The organism is Methylobacterium sp. PvP105, assembly GCF_017876975.1.
GTDB classification, from domain to species: Bacteria; Pseudomonadota; Alphaproteobacteria; order Rhizobiales; family Beijerinckiaceae; genus Methylobacterium; species Methylobacterium radiotolerans.
In genome coordinates, this window is the sequence record NZ_JAGIPA010000001.1 from 1,342,790 (window position 1) to 1,362,807 (window position 20,018).

The following is a 20,018-nucleotide window of genomic DNA, read 5'->3' on the forward strand; positions in this document are numbered from 1 at the left end:
CGCCTCGCGGCCCCGGCGCCCCGAGAGCAGTGAGACGTGGATTCGGCGTTGCACGGCGGCCCATGGCCGCCGGTGCAGGGATGATCTCGCTCGACGCCGCGTTCCGCTCTCGCGTTCGAGAGCCGGCTTGCCGAGCGCGCGCCGTGCCCGCAGGGGCCGACGACGGCATCGTGACAGTCGCGAAGGTGGACACCGCGCGTCCCCAGTGTCGTCCGCCCACCGGCGGATAGATAAAGGCGCCGTAACACCTATTTAATTTCTCAAGTAATTTTTCTGATTGTTGATGATGGTTTTATACAGTTTTCAAAAAGAGCAACGCCATTTCCAAAGTAATCAAGTTCAGTATACTTTAAGATTCTGTCAGCACACAGCGTGATTGTGCGCGAACTTCGCCCTATGATGCGACCGGACAACTGACCGAACTCGCACGCTGGAGCGTTCGCGCAATGAGATTGCTTAGCTATCTCTCAATTCGTGCCGCTATGTGCACGACGATATTCGCAATGGCGCTGATGTTACTGGGATATGCGGGAAATTCTCTGATCGATGCGCGGCACCAGACGCAGCAGGCCCAGTCTGCGGTCACGTTGACTCGCGCGAGCCGCCAACTCCTCAAGACGATCCTCCCAGCGCGTCTCGAGCGGGGGGCAGCCCTCGCCTTGGGCGGAGACGCGGCCGCCGACGCGGAGGGCCTGAGAGCCTACGCGGTGAACCGGGAGGCGATGATCGCGGGCTTCAAGAGCCTTCAGGACCTGTTGCAGAACCAGGATCTGCCCGCCGTGTCGGCGACGTTGGCGAGGCTGAACGCGGCGCAGGACGCCGCGAACCGGCTCCGCCCCCGCATCGATGAGGCTCTGCGCGTCGCGAAGCCGAAGCGGGACCCGGCGCTGTTACCCGCCGTGCTGGCGGCTTTCCAAGATCTCCTCGACGCGCTGACGGCGACCACGGATGCCGTGGATTCGGCCATTCCGCGCTCCGACGCGATCCTGCAGCGCTACCTCGTCCTCAAGCGGTCAGCCTGGTCGACCCGCGTCGCGATCGGCAACGTTGCCCTGCGCGTCCAGACGTCGCTGGCCGCCGGAACGTCGTGGTCGCTGCCCGAGACCGTGGCTGCCGCCGAGGAGCGGGCGCGGCTCCAGTCGGCTTGGTCGAGCACCAGCGAGGCCGCAGCCCAACTCTCGGACGCCACGCGCGCGGCGTTCGAGAGAGCCAAGCGCAGCAATTTCGAGGGCGAGGCGGCGGAAGCGGCGAGGGCGGTCTTCGATGCCCTGAGTCAGCAGCGGGCGTCCCCCTACACGTTCCAGGACATCCGCAAACGGAACACCCTCGAGCAGATGACGATCGTCGATCTGGCCGATGCCGCCCTCGACGAGATGGTGGGACGGGCCGAGACCCTCGCTGCGGCAGCGGACCGGGTTCTCCTGCACAACGCCGCGGCGCTGCTGGCCGTCCTGCTGCTCGTCGGCCTCGGTCTCGTCGCCCTGTTCGAGGGCGTATTGCGGCCGATCCGGACCATCGCCACGGCGATGCGCGCGCTGACCGGGGGTGAGACCGCCGTCGCACTCCCGGTGCAGGCCTACCGGAACGAGTTCGCGCCGATCATGGTGGCCGTGCAGGCGTTCCGGGACAATCTGATCCGCACACGCGAGCTCGAAGGCGAGGCCGAGCGGGCGCGTTTGGACGCCGACGACCAGCGGCGGGACAGCCTGCGCCAGATGGCGCAACGGTTCGAGCAGGCGGTCGGGGGCATGATCGGCCAGGTCGCGGCCTCGGCCACCGCGCTGCAGGTCACGGCACGGTCGATGACGGCGACGGCCACACGGACGGCGGGACAGTCGACGACGGTCGCGACCGCCGCCGAACGAGCCTCCAGCAACGTCAACACCGTGGCGGCGGCCGCCGAGGAGCTCGGCACCTCCGTGCAGGAGATCGGGCGGCAGGCCGACGGCTCGGCGGCTCTCGCACGGCAGGCCGCGGCCGAGGCCGATCGGACCGCCGCGCGCGTGCAGGACCTGAACAGCGCCGTGAACAAGATCGGCGCCGTCGTGGGGCTCATCTCATCGATCGCCGAGCAGACCAATCTGCTGGCGCTCAACGCGACCATCGAGGCAGCGCGCGCGGGCGTCGCCGGCCGCGGCTTCGCGGTCGTGGCTTCCGAGGTGAAGGCGCTGGCCGAGCAGACCGCCAAGGCCACCGACGAGATCTCCGGACAGATCGCGCAGGTGCAGGCCTCCACCGGTCAAGCGGTGGAGGCCATCGCGGCGATCACCGCGCGGATCCGCGAGATCAACGGCGTGGCGGCCTCGATCGCGGCGGCCGTCGAGGAACAGGGTGCGGCAACCCAGGAGATCGTCCGCAACGTCGGGGAGGCGGCTGTCGGCACCGGCGAGGTCACCACCACCATCACCGGGGTCGCGCAGGCGGCCGAGAGCACCGGTCTGGCCGCCGGCCAGGTTCTCGACGCGGCCTCCGCCCTGTCGGACCAGTCCGACCGCCTGACCGCGGAGGTCGGGCGGTTTCTGGCGAGCGTCCGCGTTTCCTACGCGGTCTCCGCCGCGCAGGTCGCGCTGGTCCGGGACAGTTTCGAGACGGTGCAGACGCTGGGCGATGCCGTGGCGGACCTGTTCTACGGACGCCTGTTCGACATCGCGCCGCAGGTCCGGTCGCTCTTCCCGGACGACATGACCGCGCAGAAGCGGAAGCTCGTCGCCATGCTGGCGCTGGCGGTGTCCAACCTCGACAAGCCCGAGGCCCTGGTCGCGACCGTGCGCGATCTCGGGGACCGGCACGCCGGCTACGGCGCGCTGCAGGCGCACTACGAGCCGGTCGGCGCGGCCCTGATCTGGACGCTGGAACAGGAGCTCGGCCCGGACTTCACGCCGGAACTCCGGGAGGCCTGGGTCGAGACCTACCGGGTCATCACCGGCCTGATGACGATGGCCGGAACCGCGAAGGCCGCGTGATCCGGCCCGACGTCAGGCGACGCGATCCGAGAAGATCGCCTTCCTGACCACGGCGTGGACGCCCCAGTTGCCGTCCACGACCTGCGTGATCCCGAAATCGACCGCCACCGACATCAGCGAGATGGCCTCGTCCTCGGTGAGGCCCTTCGCGTGCATCAGGAACTGGCGCATCTTCCGGAAGGCGTCGCGCATGGCGAGGTCGATGGAGGACTTCTGGAAGATCGCGCTCTGGGCGTCCGGACCGAGGTCGCGCAGGTAGTTCGGGTAGCTGAAGCCGGACAGCACCCAGTCGTCCCGGGTCTCGATCATCGGGAAGTCGAGGGCCTCCAGCGGCGTGCCGGGCAGGTCGGCCTTCTTGTGCAGGATGAACTGGAAGGTTCCGGTGAGCGAGCACTCGATCGCGGTGCCGCACAACTCGGAATCGCCCTGGCTGGCGTGGGGGTCGCCCACCGAGAACAGGGCGCCCGGCACCGCCACCGGGTAGTACAGCGTCGCGCCCTTGCCGATCCGCCAGTTGTCGATGTTGCCGCCGGTGTAGCTCGGCGGGATCGTGTTGACCCGGTCGGCCTCGGCGGGCGCGACGCCCATCGTGCCGAAATGCGGCCGGATCGGCACACGGATGCCCTTGAGGACCTCGAAGGTCTTCTGCGTCTTGGAATGATCGACCGGCAGGCCGGGATAGTCGATGGTCGGGTGAGAGACGCCGAACGGGTCGGTGACGCCCGGCCAGCGGAAACTGTAGACCGCCCGGGCCCAGTCGCGCTCGCCGGTGGCGTCGACCTCGTAGATGGTCACGACCTCCCGGGGCTTATCGCCGGTGATCAGGTCGTTGTAGTGGTAGCCCCACCACGCCGCCGCGTTGCTGCCGAAGGCCAGTCCCTTGTACTTGGGATTGGCGCAGGGGCGGGGAGCGACGTCGAGGATGCGCACCTCCAGGACATCGCCGGGCTCGGCGCCGCGGATCGCCACCGGGCCGGTGCAGATATGCACGCCGAGGCCGCCGCCGGGGCCGATCTTGGCGTCCATGGCGCCGGCACCGCGGGGCGAGACGCCCATCTTGTCCTTCGTCCAGAGATAGACACTCTCGGCGCCCGGATCGCCCTGGATCATCCGCTCGGCGTCGTCGCTCGCCTGATGCGTGAGCGTCTCGATCGTGACGAAATCGCCCGAACCGATCTCGACCTTGGGCTTGAGGCTGCGGCTGAAGAAGCCCCAGTGGACGGTCTCGGCATTCGCCGGCAGGTGGTAATGCGCCGTGGCGGCGATCTTGGCCCCGCTCGCCTGGGCCAGGGCCGGGCTCACCAGCGACGGGCCGCCGGCCGCGAGGGCCGCAGCGGCGGCGCCGGTCGCCGCGAAGCCGCTCTTCAGGAAGGCGCGCCGCTCAGGCTCCAGATCCCGCCGGAACCGGCGGCGGTGCTCCTCGAAGGCGTGGCAGGTTGGATCGTCGCCCGCGCACATCGCGTCGTCTCCCGGTGATTTCGTGGCACCGGGACCGGAAAGCAAATCGACGGCCACGCTCGCGGCCGCCGACGGGCACGCCTCATTCCGAGATCATGCCGACACCGCGCTCCTCGGCTCGCGGGGCGGCCTCGTCCGCCTGGGCCTCGACCACGGCGGCGGCCGTGACATTGACGATGCCGCGCGCCGTCACCGACGGCGTCAGGATGTGGGCGGGCTTGGCCGGACCGATCAGGAGTGGGCCGACCGGCAGGGCGTCCGCCAGCACCTTCGCGAACTGGAAGGCGATGTTGGCCGCGTCGAGGTTCGGGAAGATCAGGACGTTGGCCGCGCCCTTGAGGCGGGAGCCGGGCAGCACGCGCTCGCGCACCATCTCGTTGAGGGCCGAATCCGCCTGCATCTCGCCGTCGACCTGCAGCTCGGGATCCCGCGCGTGCAGGAGCGCGAGGGCGTCGCGCATCTTCATCGCGGAGGGCGAATCCGACTGGCCGAAATCCGAGTGGCTGAGCAGCGCGATCTTCGGCGTCATCCCGAAGCGGCTGACATGGCTGGCGCAGGCCTGCGCCACGTCGGCGATCTCCTCGGCGGTCGGGTTCTGGCGGACATGGGTGTCGGCCAGGAAGTAGGCGCCGTTATGCGTCACGACGAGGCTCATCGCGGCGCACTGCTCCACGCCGGGGGCGAGCCCGATCACGTCGCGGATGATGCGCAGCCGCGTCTCGAACCGGCCCTCGAGGCCGCAGATCAGCGCGTCGGCCTCGCCGCGGCGGACCGCGATGGCGCCGATCACCGTGCTGTTGGTGCGCACCAGGGTGCGCGCCGCGTCGGGGGTGATGCCCCGGCGACCCGCCACCTCCAGATAGGTCTGCACGTAGGCGCGGTAGCGGGGATCGTCCTCGGGATCGATCAGCTCGAAGTCGCGGCCGTGCTCGATCGACAGGCCGAAGCGCTTCAGCCGGGTCTCCACGACCCGCGGCCGGCCGACCAGGATCGGGAAGGCGACCTTGTCCTCGACGATCGCCTGGACGGCGCGGAGCACGCGCTCGTCCTCGCCCTCGGCGTAGATCACGCGCTTGGGCTCGGCCTTCGCCTTCGAGAACAGGGGCTTCATGATCAGGCCGGACCGGTGCACGAACCGGTCGAGGCTCTCGACGTAGGCGTCGAGATCCGGGAGCGGCCGGCCGGCGACGCCCGAATCCATCGCGGCCTTGGCCACGGCCGGGGCGATGCGCAGGATCAGGCGCGGGTCGAACGGGCTCGGGATCAGGGATTTCGGCCCGAACGGCCGGGCCTCGCCGCCGTAGGCGCGGGCGACCACGTCGGAGGTCGTCTCGTGGGCCAGGCCCGCGATCGCCTTCACGGCCGCCTTCTTCATCTCCTCGTTGATCTTGTGGGCGCCGACATCGAGCGCGCCGCGGAAGATGTAGGGGAAGCACAGGACGTTGTTGACCTGGTTCGGGAAGTCCGACCGGCCGGTGCAGATCATCGCGTCCGGCCGCTCCTTCTCGGCCAGGTCCGGCATGATCTCCGGATAGGGGTTGGCGAGCGCCATGATCAGCGGCTTCTCGGCCATCTCCTTCAGGTACTCGGGCTTGAGCACGCCGCCGGCCGACAGGCCGATGAACACGTCCGCCCCCGGGATCACCTCGGCGAGCGTCCGCTTGTCGGTCTCCTGCGCGTAGACGTCCTTCCAGCGGTCCATCAGCTCGGGGCGGCCCTTGTAGACGACGCCCTTGATGTCGGTGACCGTGATGTTCTCGCGGGTCGCGCCGAGCGACACGAGCAGGTTGAGGCAGGCGAGGGCCGCCGCGCCGGCACCGGACGTGACGATCCGGACGTCGGACAGATTCTTGCCGGCGAGTTCCAGGCCGTTGAGGACGGCCGCCGCCACGATGATCGCTGTGCCGTGCTGATCGTCGTGGAAGACCGGGATGTTCATCCGGGCCCGGCACTGCTCCTCGACCTCGAAGCACTCGGGCGCCTTGATGTCCTCCAGGTTGATGCCGCCGAAGGTCGGCTCGAGGGCGCAGACCACGTCGACGAGCTTGGACACGTCCTTCTGGTCGACCTCGATGTCGAAGACGTCGATGCCGGCGAATTTCTTGAACAGGACGGCCTTGCCCTCCATCACGGGCTTCGAGGCCAGCGGGCCGATATCGCCCAGGCCCAGCACGGCCGTGCCGTTGGAGAGCACCGCCACGAGGTTCTGGCGGATCGTGAGCTCGGCGGCCTGCTGCGGGTCGTCGTGGATCGCCATGCAGGCGGCGGCGACGCCGGGCGAGTAGGCCAGGGCGAGGTCGCGCTGGTTGCCGAGCGGCTTGGTCGCCTGGATCTCCAGCTTCCCGGGCTTGGGCAGGCGGTGGTAGACGAGCGCCCCGGCCTTGAGGTCCTCGGACATGTTATCGGCCATCGCCCACGCTCCCGCTCACCTTCTTCACCGAGGACGACGCGGCCGCGCATCGCGCAGGCTCGCGTCATGACCGGTCTGTTGCACCGGCTGCGCAGGGGGCGCAACCCGCACAACGAGACCCGGATCCACCTTGCCAAGCTGGCGAGGACCTACGGCTTCTCCATAGGCGCTTATTCGTACGGGCGTCCAAAAGTCCGCTTCCCGGAGAGCGGACGGCGGCTGACGATCGGCCGCTATTGTTCCATCGCCGACAAGGTCGAGATCCTGCTCGGCGGCGATCATCGCCTCGACTGGGCGTCGACCTACCCGTTCGCCGCGATGCGCGGCCTGTTCCCGGACGCCGATGCGCCGGAGGATTACCACGCCTCCCGGGGCGACGTGGTGATCGGCAACGATGTCTGGCTGGGATCAGGCTGCATGATCCTGTCGGGCGTGACGGTCGGCCACGGCGCCGTGGTGGCCGCCCGCGCCGTGGTGACCCGCGACGTGCCGGCCTACACCGTCGTAGCCGGCAACCCGGCCCGGGTCGTGCGCCGCCGCTTCGACGCGGCGACCGCCGAGGCGCTCGTGGGGTCGGCGTGGTGGGACCTGCCGCACGATGCGGTGACGCGGCTCGTGCCGCTGCTCCAGAGCGGGCGGATCACGGACCTGCTCGCGGCGTTGCGCGCCGGCGCGGTTTCCCGTACCGGCGGGGCCCATCACGAAGACCATCCGAGATCCGGACGATGACCGACACCCCCCCTGACCGCCTCGCCTCCAACCCGAACAGCCCGTTCTACGACGAGAAGGTGCTGGAGCGCGGGGTCGGTGTCCGGTTCAAGGGCGTCGAGAAGACCAACGTCGAGGAGTACTGCGTGAGCGAGGGCTGGGTCCGGCTCTCGGCCGGCAAGGCTCTCGACCGGGCCGGCAATCCGATGACGGTGAAGCTGAAGGGCACCGTGGAGCCCTATTTCCGCGACCCCGCCGCGGACGCCTGATCCGCCACCCGCGCCAGCGCGGCCTCGAAGTTCCGGACGGCCTCCCGGACGAGCTTCCCGACCCGATCCGGCGAGCGCGGCCCGTCGATGACGAGGCTCGCGAGGATGTCGGAGCGGCGGGCACGCTGCTTGGCGGTGCGCGCGTGGTTCGAGACGCGCAGGTGCCAGGCGCAGTCCGGTCGCCGCAGGTACAGGCTGTCGCCGCGCTCGTTCCGGGCGACGATCGCGAAGCCCTGCGCCTCCAGCATCCGCGCCGCGAGACCCAGCGCCTCGAGCGGCGGGAGCGAGCTGTCGGCGGTCATGGGCCGGCCGGCTCGATCGTGCCGAGGCGGCGCCGCCCGAGCGCCCGCGCCTTGAGCGCCAGGGCCGGCCGCTCGACCCCGTACCAGGACAGGGCCGCGACCGGCAGGGTGAGGGCGAGGGCCGGCGCCAGGAGCGCGGGCCCGGAGGCAGCGGGCCACAGCGCGTTCAAGCTCTGCTGGATCGGCCAGCCGTAGAGATAGATCCCGTAGGAGAGATCGGCCGACGGGTCGCACAGGCCGCGCGCGAGGGGGCCGAGGGCTAGCCAGACCACGCCGTAGGCCTCGGCGAGGAACAGCAGGGCCGGGTAGGCCGGCGTTCGCGCGAGGGCGAAGGCGCCGAAGACCAGACAGGCGAGGGCGGCGGCCGAGACCCGCAGGCGGTCGCGCCACAGGTAGAGGCACGCGCCGGCCGCGAAGATCAGCGGCAGGCGCAGCGCCGTCTCGGTGCCCTTGGGCAGGTCGGGACCGCGGAGGCCGCAGGCGATCGACAGGGCGAGTGCCAGTCCGGCCACGATCAGGGGGGCCGACCACCGGCGCCGGAGCAGGCCGGACAGGGCGGCCGCGAGAACGCCGAGGTAGCACAGCACCTCGTATTTCAGCGTCCAGACCGTGCCGAGCGGCGCCCGGTAGGGATTGGCTTCGAAGACGCCGGGGAGGGCGGCGTTGCTCTTGAAGGTCGTCAGCGTCCCGCGGATGAACGACCATAGGGCCGGATCGCGCAGGTACTCGGCGACCGGCAGGCGCGTCAGCGCCGCCCCGAGACCCAGCGACACAACGAGGGTCGCGGCGACCAGTCCGGGCAGGATCCGCAAGGTCCGGGCGAGGGCGTAGTCCCGGATGCCGCGGCGGTCGCAGCTCATCGTGACCAGGAATCCCGACACGGCGAAGAAGCCGTTCACCGCGTGCTCGCCCAGCGTGTAGCCGGTGAGCCGGGCGAGGGGCTCGTCGCCGGCCGCGCCGGTCGCGACGCTGAACGCGTGGGACACCACGACGGCGAGAGCCAGCAGCAGCCGCAAGCCGGTGAAGCCGTTGCGCCCGCGTTCCAGCGCGGTCGCGATCGTCGGCGCGCTCATCCGGTCAGCCCCTCGCGGGCCAGCGCGGTCCGGCCCCGCAGGAAGGCGAGGGCGCCGGCGGCCGAGCCGCCGTAGCGCTCCAGTCCCGCCCGACGCAGGACCAGCCCGGACAGCAGCGCCTTCGGCACATTGGCCGCCAGCGCGGCGAGGCTCGGGTCCGCGAGGCCGTATTTCCGGCTGACATAGGCGCGCGACCACGCCTGATGCCAGCGCGCGCGAAACACCCGTCCCGGCTCGGGCGCCGACGACCGGCCGCGCCCGTGCAGCGCTTCGGCGCGGTGGACATGGATCAGCGCACGACCGCGATCGGCCACGCGCCGGCACAGGTCGTCGTCCTCGTAGAACAGGAAGATGTTCTCGTCGAAGCCGCCGAGGTCGAGGAACAGGGCGCGCGGCATCAGCAAGCAGGCCCCGGAGAGAAACGGCGCGCAGGCATCGCCCTGCGGGAGCGCGAGCCGGCCGGCGGGATTGGTCAGGTAGGGCGCGAGCAGGGACCGCGCCTGGAAGAAGAAGCGCCCGTCGGGCTCGACGAGGCGCGGGGCGAGCAGGCCCGCGTCCGGCCAGGATCGGGCCGCCTCCAGCAGGGCATCAACGGCGCCCGGCCGCAGCTCGACGTCCGGGTTGACGATGAGGACGTGCTCCGCCGTCTCGGCCGCGCGGACGCCCCGGTTGTTGGCGCGACCGTAGCCCTCGTTGCGGGCGTTGCGGATCACCTGCGCGCCCGCGGCCTCCGCGACGGACGCGGAGGCGTCCCGGCTGGCATTGTCGACCACGATCGCCGGCACGTGCTGCCCGGCCAGCGCCGCGAGGCAGCCGGGCAGCACGTCGGCGCTGTCATGCGCGACGACGATCGCGACGAGACTCGGCACCGGGCGGCGGTTCGCGCCGCCTCAGGCCTTCTTCTCGGGCAGGTTGAGCCGGATGTGCAGCTCGCGCAGCTGCTTGGGCGTCGCCTCGGAGGGCGCGCCCATCATCAGGTCCTCGGCGCGCTGGTTCATCGGGAACAGCACCACCTCGCGGATGTTCGGCTCGTTGCACAGGAGCATGACGATGCGGTCCACACCCGGCGCGATGCCGCCGTGCGGCGGGGCGCCCATGCGCAGGGCGTTCAGCATGCCGCCGAACTTCTGCTCCAGGACCTCGTGGCCGTAGCCGGCGATCGCGAAGGCCTTCTCCATCACGTCCGGACGGTGGTTGCGGATCGCGCCCGACGACAGCTCCACGCCGTTGCAGACGATGTCGTACTGGAACGCCTTGATGTCCAGGATCCGCTTGGTGTTCGCGCCGTTCTCGTCCTCGCTGGAGAGCGCGTCGAGGTCGAGCGCCAGGAACGCCTCGCGGTCGATGTTCGGCATCGAGAACGGGTTGTGGGAGAAGTCGATCCGCTTCTCTTCCTCGCTCCACTCGTACATCGGGAAGTCGGTGATCCAGCAGAAGGCGTACTGGTCCTTGTCGCAGAGGCCCAGCTCGTCGCCGATGCGGATGCGCGCCTTGCCGGCGAGGCCGGCCGCCTTGCCCTCAGCGCCGGCCGAGAAGAACACCGCGTCGCCCGCCTTGGCACCGGCCCGCTCGGCGATCAGCGCCTGGACCTCGGCCGGGATGAACTTGGCGATCGGCCCCTTGCCGGTGAGCTGCCCGTTCTCCTCCTCGAACACGACATAGCCGAGCCCCGGCGCGCCCTCCGAACGGGCCCAGTCGTTGAGCTTGTCGAAGAACGAGCGCGACTGCGCCGCCGCACCGGTCGCCGGGATCGCTCGGACCACGCCGCCGGAAGCGATCACGCCCTTGAACGCCTTGAAGGCCACGTCCTCGCGGGCGAACAGGTCGGTGACGTCGGCGATGATCAGCGGGTTGCGCAGGTCCGGCTTGTCGACGCCGTATTTGAGCATCGAGTCCGCGTAGGTGATCCGCGGGAATTCCTTGGTGACGCGCTTGCCCTCGGCGAACTCCTCGAACACGCCGCGCAGGACCGGCTCGACCGCCTGGAACACGTCCTCCTGGGTGACGAAGCTCATCTCGATGTCGAGCTGGTAGAACTCGCCCGGCGACCGGTCGGCGCGGGCATCCTCGTCGCGGAAGCAGGGCGCGATCTGGAAGTAGCGGTCGAAGCCCGCGATCATCGTCAGCTGCTTGAACTGCTGCGGCGCCTGCGGGAGCGCGTAGAACTTGCCGGGATGGACCCGCGACGGCACGAGGTAGTCGCGCGCGCCTTCCGGGCTCGACGCGGTCAGGATCGGCGTCTGGAACTCGAAGAAGCCGCCCTCGCGCATCCGGCGGCGGAGCGAGTCGATGATCGCGCCGCGCTTCATGATGTTGGCGTGCAGCTTCTCCCGGCGCAGGTCGAGGAAGCGGTACCGGAGCCGCGTCTCCTCCGGGTACTCGAGGTCGCCGAAGACCGGCAGCGGCAGCTCGCCGGCCGGACCCAGCACCTCGAGGTCGTCGATGTAGACCTCGACCGCGCCGGTCGGCAGCTCGGCATTCTCGGTACCGGCCGGTCGCGTGCGGACGCGGCCGTCGATGCGCACGACCCATTCCGAGCGGACGGTCTCGGCGGCCTTGAAGGCCGGGGAATCGGAATCGATCACGCACTGCGTCAGGCCGTAATGGTCCCGCAGATCCACGAACAGCACGCCCCCGTGGTCGCGGATGCGGTGGCACCAGCCGGAGAGGCGGACACTCTGCCCGACGTCGGACGGGCGGAGCGCCCCGCAGGTGTGGGAACGGTAACGGTGCATGACGGGCTTCTTCTGTGGGAAGGCCGGCACCATTCACGCGAGGCCCCCCAAGTCAAGCGCGGGGCGCGCAGAACGGCGCCGAAAGCCGCGCGCGACTCGCCCGCCGGCCTACCGGAAGAGGCTCCCGATCCCCATATGAACTCCATGAACGACAACGTCTTTTTCGATCTGGAGCGGCCCGCTAAGCCGGCGCCCGAACGCGTCCCCGCCGGGTGGCGGACGCTGCCCCTCGAGGGCCGTTTCGACCTCGTCTACGAGGACGCGACCGGGGCCTGGAGCAACCGGTCCCTCGAGGCGCGCGAGCTCAGGCTCGGTCCCGGCCGGACGCTTCTCGGCGGCATCGACGCCCGGCGCGGCGGCTATCGCGGGTTCCGCGTCGACCGGATCCGGCGTCTCGTCGATCGGGCCACCGGCGAGCGCATCGAGACTGGCATCCTCGACCGCCTGCTGGGCCGCGCCGAGGCGCAGCGCCGTGCCGACGCGCTGCGGATCCGCCGGCAGGCCCGGGCGCGCCGGAAGGCGGCGGTCGCGGCCGTGGCGTGACCGCGGTCGCCGAGCCGCGCGTGAAAGCGCGAAAGATGGGGACCTGCGAAGCCGCGTCTCCCCATGTCCGCCGCGGTTGCGTATAGCCGGTGCATGGACCTGATCACCACCACTGACGCGCTGCGCCAGATCTGCACACGTCTCGCCGAGCAGCCCTTCGTGACCGTCGACACGGAGTTCATGCGTGAGACGACGTATTATCCGAAACTGTGCCTGATCCAGATGGCGGCACCGGACGGGACCGCCGTCCTGGTCGACCCGCTGGCGCCCGGGATCGACCTGGATCCGTTCATCGCGCTCATGGCCGACGAGCGCACCGTCAAGGTGTTCCATTCCGCCCGTCAGGACCTGGAGATCATCTGGCTGATCGGCGGGATCCTGCCACACCCGTTCTTCGACACGCAGGTCGCCGCCATGGTCTGCGGCTACGGCGACTCCGTCTCGTACGAGCAGCTCGTCAACGACGTCGCCAAGGCCAAGATCGACAAGTCGTCCCGCTTCACCGACTGGTCGCGGCGGCCGCTGTCGGAGGCGCAGCTGACCTACGCGCTGTCCGACGTCACCCACTTGGTGAAGATCTACGAGGTCCTCGTCGCCGAGTTGCTGCGGACAGACCGCGGCGCCTGGCTCGACGAGGAGATGGCGGTGCTGACCTCGCCGGAGACCTACCGCGCCGATCCCGCCCAGGCGTGGCGCCGCCTCTCCGGCCGGATGCGCAAGCCGCGCGAGATCGCCGTGCTGATGGAGGTGGCGGCTTGGCGCGAGAGCGAGGCGCAGACGCGCAACGTCCCGCGCGGGCGCGTCCTGAAGGATGAGGCGGTCATCGACATCGCGTCGGCGGCGCCGCGGAGCGCCGAGGCGCTCGGGCGCCTGCGGACGATCCCGGCGGGCTTCGAGCGGTCCCGGACGGGGGCCGACATCGTCGCCGCCGTCGAGCGCGGCCTCGCCCGCGACACCAGCGCTGTCCGGATGCCCGAGCGCGTGCGGCGGAGCGGCGGCAACGGCGCGATCGTCGAGCTGCTGAAGGTCCTGCTGAAGGCGGTCTGCGAGGCCGAGGGCGTCGCGCCCAAGATCATCGCCACGGTCGACGACCTGGAAGCCGTCGCTGACGACGATGCCGCCGAGGTACCGGCGCTGCAGGGGTGGCGTCGGACGCTGTTCGGGGAGAAGGCGCTGGCGCTGAAGCAGGGCCGGCTGGCGCTGTCGGTCGAGTCGGGCCGGATCGTGGTCCGCCCTCTCGAGGCCGAGCCCGCGGCCGCCGGCGCCGACGCGAACGGATGACGCCGGGGCGACGCTGACGGCACAAACTCCGCGGTCGGGCGTGACTCGCCGCAGGTCCGGGATTAAATGGCAATTGGATTGCCGCTTAATCCCGCCCCTGCGTCCCGCGTATGTTCGAGCCGAACGAGATTTTGAAGACGCTGACCGGGCGCGGTCTCGTATCGGCTGAAGGGTGCGAGTCCGTGCGCGTCCGCTACCGGGTTGTCATCGAGCGGCGCGAGGGCGGCGTCGTCGCTTACGGCAACCTCTACGGCAGCTACGCGGGCCTGCGACCGGTCTGGCTCGAGCCGGATGCCCAACTCCGCCTGTCCAGTGGCCGGCGCCTCAACATTTCCGTGACCGATCTGATCGGCGACGTCGCCGACTTCGAGAGCACCGGGCCGGTCGGGGCGCTCTGACGCCGCCGGGGACCTTCCGCGGGATCCCGGACGGCGTCACGGATCGGTGCGCGCGTCCCGGAAGCGATTCTTAAGAATGGGACGATTCGGCAATTTGTCGCGCGCGAACCCTACCGAACGGGAGGGGATCCTCAAAAAAATCGGATGCGGCGACTGGGCGCACGACCGGGTTTTGGGAAAATTCGGCAACGAATAGCCACCGAAGCGTCTCGCAGTGCGGTCTAGCGGGGGGCCTCCGCCGAGGGCGACCGATGCCCCTGCGACCCTCGTCCGCGCGGACGACGCATGCTCAGGCCCAGCAAAGCTCGTTCGTGTGCAAGGTCTGCATGGGACACGCACACGTGCCCGTGAGATCGGGGCGAGACGACCGAAGAACGCTTGTGCGTCGCAACATTTCTTTTCGCAAAAGCATGACATCGGCGGGGCCTGTGTCACCCGAAAAGAAGCTTTCACCGTGTGCCCACAGGCGCGGAACAGCGAGTTGACGGCGCTCAAAAATCTCTTAAGGTCCGGGCAAGCCTCGGTTTCGAGGGAGCCGCCTCAGGGATGGCGGTTCCTGGCTAGGGGATCAGTAGATCTCCTCGAAGTCCACTATGCCCGCTACCGAGGCGTCCATCCCTGTCGCAAACAGTCAGGTCGGAGTCCGAGCGACGCCACTCTCGTCGCGCGCCGCGAGAACTCTCAAGACTTGTCGGAGGAACCCATGAGAGCGGTACATCTCCTTGCGCTCGGCGCAGGTGTCGCGGCCGTCGCCGCGCCGGCGCTGGCCAATGAAAGCGTCATGAAGGGCATCGCCAACCCGGCGGAACAGGTTCTTCAGACGGTGGACTACGCGAATACGCGTTACTCGAAGCTCGACCAGATCAACGCCAAGAACGTCAAGGACCTGCAGGTCGCCTGGACGTTCTCGACCGGCGTGCTGCGCGGCCACGAGGGCTCGCCGCTCGTCGTCGGCAACGTGATGTACGTGCACACGCCGTTCCCGAACATCGTGTACGCCCTCGACCTCGACCACGAGGCGAAGATCCTCTGGAAGTACGAGCCGAAGCAGGATCCGTCCGTGATCCCGGTCATGTGCTGTGACACGGTCAATCGTGGCCTGGCCTACGCCGACGGCGCCATCCTCCTGCATCAGGCCGACACCACCCTCGTGTCGCTCGACGCCAAGACCGGCAAGGTCAACTGGTCGGTCGTGAACGGCGACCCGAAGAAGGGCGAGACCAACACCGCGACGGTTCTGCCGGTCAAGGACAAGGTCATCGTCGGCATCTCGGGCGGCGAGTTCGGCGTGCAGTGCCACGTCACCGCCTACGACCTGAAGACCGGCAAGAAGGTGTGGCGCGGCTACTCCGAGGGCCCGGACGATCAGCTGATCGTCGACCCGGAGAAGACCACCTCGCTCGGCAAGCCGATCGGCAAGGACTCCTCGCTGAAGACCTGGGAAGGCGATCAGTGGAAGACTGGCGGCGGCTGCACCTGGGGCTGGTTCTCGTACGACCCCAAGCTCGACCTGATGTACTACGGCTCGGGCAACCCCTCGACCTGGAACCCCAAGCAGCGTCCGGGCGACAACAAGTGGTCCATGACCATCTGGGCGCGTAACCCGGACACCGGCATGGCCAAGTGGGTCTACCAGATGACCCCCCACGACGAGTGGGACTATGACGGCATCAACGAGATGATCCTCACGGATCAGAAGATCGACGGCAAGGAGCAGCCGCTCCTGACGCACTTCGACCGTAACGGCTTCGGCTACACGCTGAACCGCGCCACGGGCGAGCTGCTGGTCGCCGAGAAGTTCGACCCGGCCGTCAACTGGGCGACCAAGGTCGACATGGACAAGGGCTCGAAGAACTACGGCCGTCCGCTGGTCGTGTCGAAGTACTCGACCGAGCAGAACGGTGAGGACACCAACTCCAAGGGCATCTGCCCGGCGGCGCTGGGCACCAAGGATCAGCAGCCTGCGGCCTTCTCGCCGAAGACCAACCTGTTCTACGTGCCCACCAACCACGTCTGCATGGACTACGAGCCGTTCCGGGTGACCTACACCCCGGGCCAGCCCTACGTCGGTGCGACCCTCTCGATGTACCCGGCCCCGAACTCGCACGGCGGCATGGGCAACTTCATCGCGTGGGACGGCGTCAACGGCAAGATCAAGTGGTCCAACCCCGAGCAGTTCTCGGTGTGGTCCGGTGCTCTGGCCACCGCTGGCGACGTCGTGTTCTACGGCACGCTTGAGGGCTACCTGAAGGCGGTCGACGACAAGACCGGCAAGGAGCTGTTCAAGTTCAAGACCCCGTCGGGCATCATCGGCAACGTGATGACCTACCAGCACAAGGGCAAGCAGTACGTGGGCGTCCTGTCGGGCGTCGGCGGCTGGGCCGGCATCGGCCTCGCGGCCGGCCTGACCGACCCGAATGCCGGTCTCGGCGCGGTGGGCGGCTACGCGGCTCTGTCGCAGTACACCAACCTCGGCGGTCAGCTGACGGTCTTCGCCCTGCCGAACTAATCGGCCGCAGGGTTTGACGTGAAAAACGGTGCCGGCGCGGGTTCCCGCGCCGGCACCCTTGTGATTAGACTTTCTCGCAAGAGGCTGCGGCTCGGAGGGAGACGAAGAGCCTCGATCCAGGGAGACACATGCGTTGCTCAACCTCAGCAAGATCGTAACGCGGCCGGTTATCGCCGCCCTCGCCCTAGCGACCGTCTCGACGGTTGCCGTACATGCTGAGGATGCCAAGCCTGCCGACCCCAAGCTCGCCAATTCGCTGAACGCGAACGACAAGACCGCCGAGCAGGATCCCAAGCTGCTGAAGCAGGATGCTGCCGTGAAGGTCGACGACGGCAAGTATTTCGATGCCGAAGGCCACCCGACGTTCCACGTGACCCAGGACGGCAAGATGCTCGACTGGTACACGTACTCGGGCTACCGCCGGTATCACGCCGAGTGCCACGTCTGCCACGGTCCGGACGGCATGGGCTCGACCTACGCGCCGGCGCTCAAGGACTCGCTGAAGCACCTCTCCTACGAGGAGTTCATCGGCATCCTGGCGGGCGGCAAGCAGGACGTGAACGCCGCCGAACAGAAGGTCATGCCGGCCTTCGGCGACAACAAGAACGTCATGTGCTACTCGGACGACCTCTACGTCTACCTCAAGGCGCGCGCCGCCGGAGCGATCGGGCGTATCCGTCCCTCGGAGCACGAGGACAAGCCTGACACCGCCAAGAAGGCGGAGAAGGAATGCATGGGCGGCTGATGTCGTCTCTTGCCCGGATCGCCATTCTCTGCGCCCTGACACTGACCGGGGCGCAGGGGGCTCTCGCCCAGCATCTGCCGGATACCGTCACCACGGACGTGCTGCGCGTCTGCGGTGATCCGGGCAACATGCCGTTCTCCGAACGCAAGGAGGACGGCTTCGAGAACAAGATCGCGGCGATCATCGCCGACGAACTGAAGATCAAGGTCCGCTATTACTGGTTGACCCAGGGACCCGGCTTCGTGCGCAACACGCTCGGAACCGGCCTCTGCGACGTCATCATGGGCCAGGCCTTCGGCAGCGACCTCGTCCAGACCACCAATCCCTACTACCGCTCCGCCTACACGCTGGTCACCCGCGCCGGTGAGCTCGATGGCGTGACGGCCCTCGACGACCCGCGCCTGAAGGGCAAGAGCATCGGCGTGATCGCCGGGACGCCGCCCGTCAACCGGATGGGCGAAGTCGGCCTCGTCTCGGCCATGAAGGCCTACGCGCCCTACCAGCTCGATCCGTCGCGGAAGTACCAGACGGTCAGCGCGGAGATCATCGCGGCGCTGGCCGCCAAGGAGATCGACGCGGCCGTCCTCTGGGGTCCGGCCGCGGGCTGGCTCGCCAAGCAGTCCGGCACGCCCATGAGCGTCGTGCCGCTGCTCAAGGAGCCGGAGCGTCCGCCGATGGCGTACCGGATCGCCATGGGTGTCCGGATCGGCGAGAACGACTGGAAGCGCTCGCTGAACACCATCCTGCGCAAGCGCAAGGCCGACATCGACAAGGTCCTGCGCGACTACGACGTGCCGCTCCTCGACGAGGAAGAGAACAAGCTCGTCGCCCCCGGCGAGCGCTGACGCGCCGCCGCGGGCCGTGGTCAGGCGCGCGCGATGCCGGTCCGGTCGAGCTTCGCCAGGGCATCCACCACGCGCTCGCCGCCGATGACGAGGTCCGGCGCGATCTCGGCCAGGGGAACCAGCACGAAGGCCCGCTCGCGCACGTAGCGGTGCGGCAGCACGAGGCGCGCGTCGTCGATGCTGGCACCTTCGTAGGCCAGGACATCGATGTCGATCACCCGCGGCCCCCAGCGCTCCTCGCGGATCCGGCCGAGGTCGTGCTCCACCCGCAGACAGGCGTCGAGCAGGCCGTGTGGATCCAGCTCCGTCTCTACCGCCACGGCGCCGTTGAGGAACCACGGCTGATCGGTCTTGCCCCAGGGCGGCGTCCGATAGTCGGCCGAGCGCGCCACGACGTCGATGCCCGGGATCGCCGCGAGGCCGGTGACCGCGCGGTCGAGCATCGCGGCCATGTCGCCGACATTGCTGCCGATGCCGAGATACGCCCTCATCGGCTCGCCCCGCGGCGGCGCGTGATCGCGACGCCGACGCTGTCCAGGATGGCGGGGACGGGCGCGCTCGGCTTGTCGACCTGCACGGTGATCGCCGCGACGCGCGCGAAGCGCGCTAGGATCTCCGCCGCGACCGTCTCGGCCAGGGCCTCGATCAGGTTGAACCGGCGCGCGGTGGCGATCTCGACGGCCACCGCCGTGAGATCCGCGTAGCTCACCGTGCCGGCCACGTCGTCGGAGCGTCCCGCCGGGCCGAGATCGAGTTCGGCTTCCAGGGAGATGTAGAATCGCTGGCCGAGCACCGCCTCCTCGGCCAGCACGCCGTGCCGGCCGAACACGGCGATCCGGGTGACGCGGATCAGGTCGCCCGCCATGCTCAGCGCGCCTCCGGCCGCATCACGGCGTCGACGACACGCATCGCGTCGATATGCGCCGCGACGTCGTGCACGCGCACGATGTCGGCCCCGAGGGTCGCCGCGACGGCGTGGGCGGCGAGGGACCCGTGCAGGCGGTCCGTCGGACGGGTCTCGCGGTCGTGCAGGCGGCCGAGGAGCGACTTGCGGGACACGCCGACCAAGACCGGGAATCCGAGGGCGCGGATCTCGGGCAGCCGGCGCAGCGCCTCGAGATGCTGATTCCAGGTCTTGCCGAAGCCGACCCCCGGGTCGAGCACGATCTCCGAATCGGCGAGACCCGCGCGGTGGGCGATCGCCAGCGATCGCTCGAAGAAGGCCAGCATGTCGGCGACGATGTCGAGATCCGGCTCAATCGTCTCGCGGTTGTGCATGATGATGACCGGTGCGCCGTGCGCGGCCGCCACGGTGGCGATGTCGGGCTCGCGCTGGAGGCCCCAGACGTCGTTGACGATCCGCGCGCCCGCCTCCAGCGCGACGCGCGCGGTCGAGGCCTTGTAGGTGTCGATGGAGATCGGCACCGGCAGCCGCGGCGCCACGGCCCGGATGACCGGCACGACGCGGGCCTGCTCCTCCTCGGCGGGGACAGGAACGTGGCCGGGCCGCGTCGATTCCCCCCCGACGTCGAGGATCGCCGCCCCCTCAGCGACCAGCCGTTCGGCCTGGGTCACCGCCTCGGCCTCCCCGGCGAAGAGGCCGCCATCCGAGAAGGAATCGGGCGTGACGTTGAGGATGCCCATGACCAGCGTGCGGCCGCCGAGGGCGGGCAGCAGGTCGGACAGGCGGGAGGAGGGGGTCACAGGCGGGTCCCGTTCACGAACGCGGTTCGGGAGCCGGTGTGCGCGAATCGGGAGGCCGGCGCAACGCCGGCCTCG

At 69.3% G+C, this 20,018-nt stretch carries 18 protein-coding genes; 9 read left to right on the forward strand and 9 right to left on the reverse strand.

Going from position 1 to position 20,018, the window contains the following annotated elements:
* The first annotated feature begins 446 nt into the window (after positions 1-446).
* The gene (locus tag J3A75_RS06405; protein WP_209649821.1) at positions 447-2,963 is read left to right on the forward strand and encodes a methyl-accepting chemotaxis protein; all 2,517 of its coding nucleotides are present in this window, start codon (positions 447-449) and stop codon (positions 2,961-2,963) included.
* Positions 2,964-2,975: 12 nt separating this feature from the next.
* Here J3A75_RS06405 and J3A75_RS06410 read toward each other — a convergent pair whose 3' ends face one another.
* Both J3A75_RS06410 and J3A75_RS06415 read right to left on the reverse strand, forming a co-directional pair.
* Positions 2,976-4,421 carry an acetamidase/formamidase family protein gene (locus J3A75_RS06410; protein ID WP_012317504.1) on the reverse strand — a complete coding sequence of 482 codons (1,446 nt, stop codon included), beginning with the start codon at positions 4,419-4,421 and terminating at the stop codon, positions 2,976-2,978.
* An 82-nt stretch (positions 4,422-4,503) separates the two neighbouring features.
* On the reverse strand, positions 4,504-6,831 hold the full coding sequence (locus J3A75_RS06415) for an NADP-dependent malic enzyme (protein ID WP_012317505.1): 2,328 nt from the start codon (positions 6,829-6,831) through the stop codon (positions 4,504-4,506).
* Positions 6,832-6,897: 66 nt separating this feature from the next.
* Here J3A75_RS06415 and J3A75_RS06420 point away from each other — a divergent pair, with 66 nt between their 5' ends.
* Positions 6,898-7,560 (forward strand): CatB-related O-acetyltransferase, encoded by a 663-nt coding sequence (locus tag J3A75_RS06420; protein ID WP_179239954.1) that lies wholly within the window; start codon positions 6,898-6,900, stop codon positions 7,558-7,560.
* The gene (locus J3A75_RS06425) at positions 7,557-7,808 is read left to right on the forward strand and encodes a DUF3297 family protein (protein WP_020091812.1); all 252 of its coding nucleotides are present in this window, start codon (positions 7,557-7,559) and stop codon (positions 7,806-7,808) included. Before J3A75_RS06420 ends, J3A75_RS06425 begins: the two co-directional genes overlap by 4 nt.
* On the opposite strand, the gene J3A75_RS06430 is transcribed toward J3A75_RS06425, so the two are convergent.
* Genes J3A75_RS06430 through aspS form a run of 4 tightly spaced genes read right to left on the reverse strand, consistent with a single transcriptional unit; the run spans position 7,778 to position 11,918 of the window.
* Positions 7,778-8,110, reverse strand: a complete 333-nt coding sequence (locus J3A75_RS06430) for a hypothetical protein (RefSeq protein ID WP_012317508.1) — start codon at positions 8,108-8,110, stop codon at positions 7,778-7,780. The two genes, J3A75_RS06425 and J3A75_RS06430, sit on opposite strands and share 31 nt — an antisense overlap.
* Entirely contained in the window at positions 8,107-9,183 is a 1,077-nt protein-coding gene (locus tag J3A75_RS06435; protein ID WP_024831099.1) for an acyltransferase family protein, read from the reverse strand. The genes J3A75_RS06430 and J3A75_RS06435 overlap by 4 nt, the downstream gene beginning before the upstream one ends.
* On the reverse strand, positions 9,180-10,052 hold the full coding sequence (locus tag J3A75_RS06440; RefSeq protein WP_029358373.1) for a glycosyltransferase family 2 protein: 873 nt from the start codon (positions 10,050-10,052) through the stop codon (positions 9,180-9,182). The genes J3A75_RS06435 and J3A75_RS06440 overlap by 4 nt, the downstream gene beginning before the upstream one ends.
* Positions 10,053-10,073: 21 nt before the next feature.
* Positions 10,074-11,918, reverse strand: a complete 1,845-nt coding sequence (gene aspS / locus J3A75_RS06445; protein ID WP_029358375.1) for an aspartate--tRNA ligase — start codon at positions 11,916-11,918, stop codon at positions 10,074-10,076.
* 144 nt (positions 11,919-12,062) lie between these two features.
* Between aspS and J3A75_RS06450 the strand changes: the two genes are divergently transcribed.
* The 6 genes from J3A75_RS06450 to xoxJ all read left to right on the forward strand — a co-directional run bounded on the left by J3A75_RS06450 (position 12,063) and on the right by xoxJ (position 18,239).
* A complete protein-coding gene (locus tag J3A75_RS06450; RefSeq protein ID WP_024831096.1) occupies positions 12,063-12,461 on the forward strand; it encodes a hypothetical protein in 399 nt (132 codons plus the stop codon).
* 93 nt (positions 12,462-12,554) lie between these two features.
* A complete protein-coding gene (rnd, locus tag J3A75_RS06455) occupies positions 12,555-13,742 on the forward strand; it encodes a ribonuclease D (RefSeq protein WP_012317513.1) in 1,188 nt (395 codons plus the stop codon).
* Positions 13,743-13,852: 110 nt separating this feature from the next.
* Positions 13,853-14,140, forward strand: coding sequence for a hypothetical protein (locus J3A75_RS06460; RefSeq protein ID WP_012317514.1), 288 nt, complete (start codon positions 13,853-13,855; stop codon positions 14,138-14,140).
* A gap of 703 nt (positions 14,141-14,843) precedes the next feature.
* On the forward strand, positions 14,844-16,649 hold the full coding sequence (gene xoxF1 / locus J3A75_RS06465) for a lanthanide-dependent methanol dehydrogenase XoxF1 (protein ID WP_012317515.1): 1,806 nt from the start codon (positions 14,844-14,846) through the stop codon (positions 16,647-16,649).
* Between the two features lie 133 nt (positions 16,650-16,782).
* Positions 16,783-17,394, forward strand: a complete 612-nt coding sequence (locus J3A75_RS06470) for a c-type cytochrome, methanol metabolism-related (protein WP_012317516.1) — start codon at positions 16,783-16,785, stop codon at positions 17,392-17,394.
* Positions 17,379-18,239, forward strand: a complete 861-nt coding sequence (xoxJ, locus tag J3A75_RS06475; protein WP_029358380.1) for a rare earth element methanol dehydrogenase accessory protein XoxJ — start codon at positions 17,379-17,381, stop codon at positions 18,237-18,239. Before J3A75_RS06470 ends, xoxJ begins: the two co-directional genes overlap by 16 nt.
* Before the next feature lie 20 nt (positions 18,240-18,259).
* On the opposite strand, the gene folK is transcribed toward xoxJ, so the two are convergent.
* Genes folK through folP form a run of 3 tightly spaced genes read right to left on the reverse strand, consistent with a single transcriptional unit; the run spans position 18,260 to position 19,943 of the window.
* Positions 18,260-18,730 carry a 2-amino-4-hydroxy-6-hydroxymethyldihydropteridine diphosphokinase gene (gene folK, locus J3A75_RS06480; RefSeq protein ID WP_012317518.1) on the reverse strand — a complete coding sequence of 157 codons (471 nt, stop codon included), beginning with the start codon at positions 18,728-18,730 and terminating at the stop codon, positions 18,260-18,262.
* The gene (gene folB, locus J3A75_RS06485; protein ID WP_012317519.1) at positions 18,727-19,104 is read right to left on the reverse strand and encodes a dihydroneopterin aldolase; all 378 of its coding nucleotides are present in this window, start codon (positions 19,102-19,104) and stop codon (positions 18,727-18,729) included. Before folB ends, folK begins: the two co-directional genes overlap by 4 nt.
* Before the next feature lie 2 nt (positions 19,105-19,106).
* Positions 19,107-19,943: a dihydropteroate synthase gene (gene folP / locus J3A75_RS06490; protein WP_012317520.1), complete on the reverse strand. Its 837-nt coding sequence runs from the start codon at positions 19,941-19,943 to the stop codon at positions 19,107-19,109.
* Between the last annotated feature and the right edge of the window lie 75 nt (positions 19,944-20,018).

Bases quoted from the DNA above. Each gene is read 5' to 3' on its own strand.
- J3A75_RS06435 (WP_024831099.1), bottom strand. From the start codon at position 9,183: ATGAGCGCGCCGACGATCGCGACCGCGCTGGAACGCGGGCGCAACGGC.
- aspS (WP_029358375.1), bottom strand. From the start codon at position 11,918: ATGCACCGTTACCGTTCCCACACCTGCGGGGCGCTCCGCCCGTCCGAC.
- J3A75_RS06450 (WP_024831096.1), top strand. From the start codon at position 12,063: ATGAACGACAACGTCTTTTTCGATCTGGAGCGGCCCGCTAAGCCGGCG.
- J3A75_RS06415 (WP_012317505.1), bottom strand. From the start codon at position 6,831: ATGGCCGATAACATGTCCGAGGACCTCAAGGCCGGGGCGCTCGTCTAC.
- J3A75_RS06420 (WP_179239954.1), top strand. From the start codon at position 6,898: ATGACCGGTCTGTTGCACCGGCTGCGCAGGGGGCGCAACCCGCACAAC.
- J3A75_RS06425 (WP_020091812.1), top strand. From the start codon at position 7,557: ATGACCGACACCCCCCCTGACCGCCTCGCCTCCAACCCGAACAGCCCG.
- J3A75_RS06410 (WP_012317504.1), bottom strand. From the start codon at position 4,421: ATGTGCGCGGGCGACGATCCAACCTGCCACGCCTTCGAGGAGCACCGC.
- rnd (WP_012317513.1), top strand. From the start codon at position 12,555: ATGGACCTGATCACCACCACTGACGCGCTGCGCCAGATCTGCACACGT.
- J3A75_RS06405 (WP_209649821.1), top strand. From the start codon at position 447: ATGAGATTGCTTAGCTATCTCTCAATTCGTGCCGCTATGTGCACGACG.
- xoxF1 (WP_012317515.1), top strand. From the start codon at position 14,844: ATGAGAGCGGTACATCTCCTTGCGCTCGGCGCAGGTGTCGCGGCCGTC.
- folB (WP_012317519.1), bottom strand. From the start codon at position 19,104: ATGGCGGGCGACCTGATCCGCGTCACCCGGATCGCCGTGTTCGGCCGG.
- folK (WP_012317518.1), bottom strand. From the start codon at position 18,730: ATGAGGGCGTATCTCGGCATCGGCAGCAATGTCGGCGACATGGCCGCG.
- J3A75_RS06460 (WP_012317514.1), top strand. From the start codon at position 13,853: ATGTTCGAGCCGAACGAGATTTTGAAGACGCTGACCGGGCGCGGTCTC.
- xoxJ (WP_029358380.1), top strand. From the start codon at position 17,379: ATGCATGGGCGGCTGATGTCGTCTCTTGCCCGGATCGCCATTCTCTGC.
- J3A75_RS06430 (WP_012317508.1), bottom strand. From the start codon at position 8,110: ATGACCGCCGACAGCTCGCTCCCGCCGCTCGAGGCGCTGGGTCTCGCG.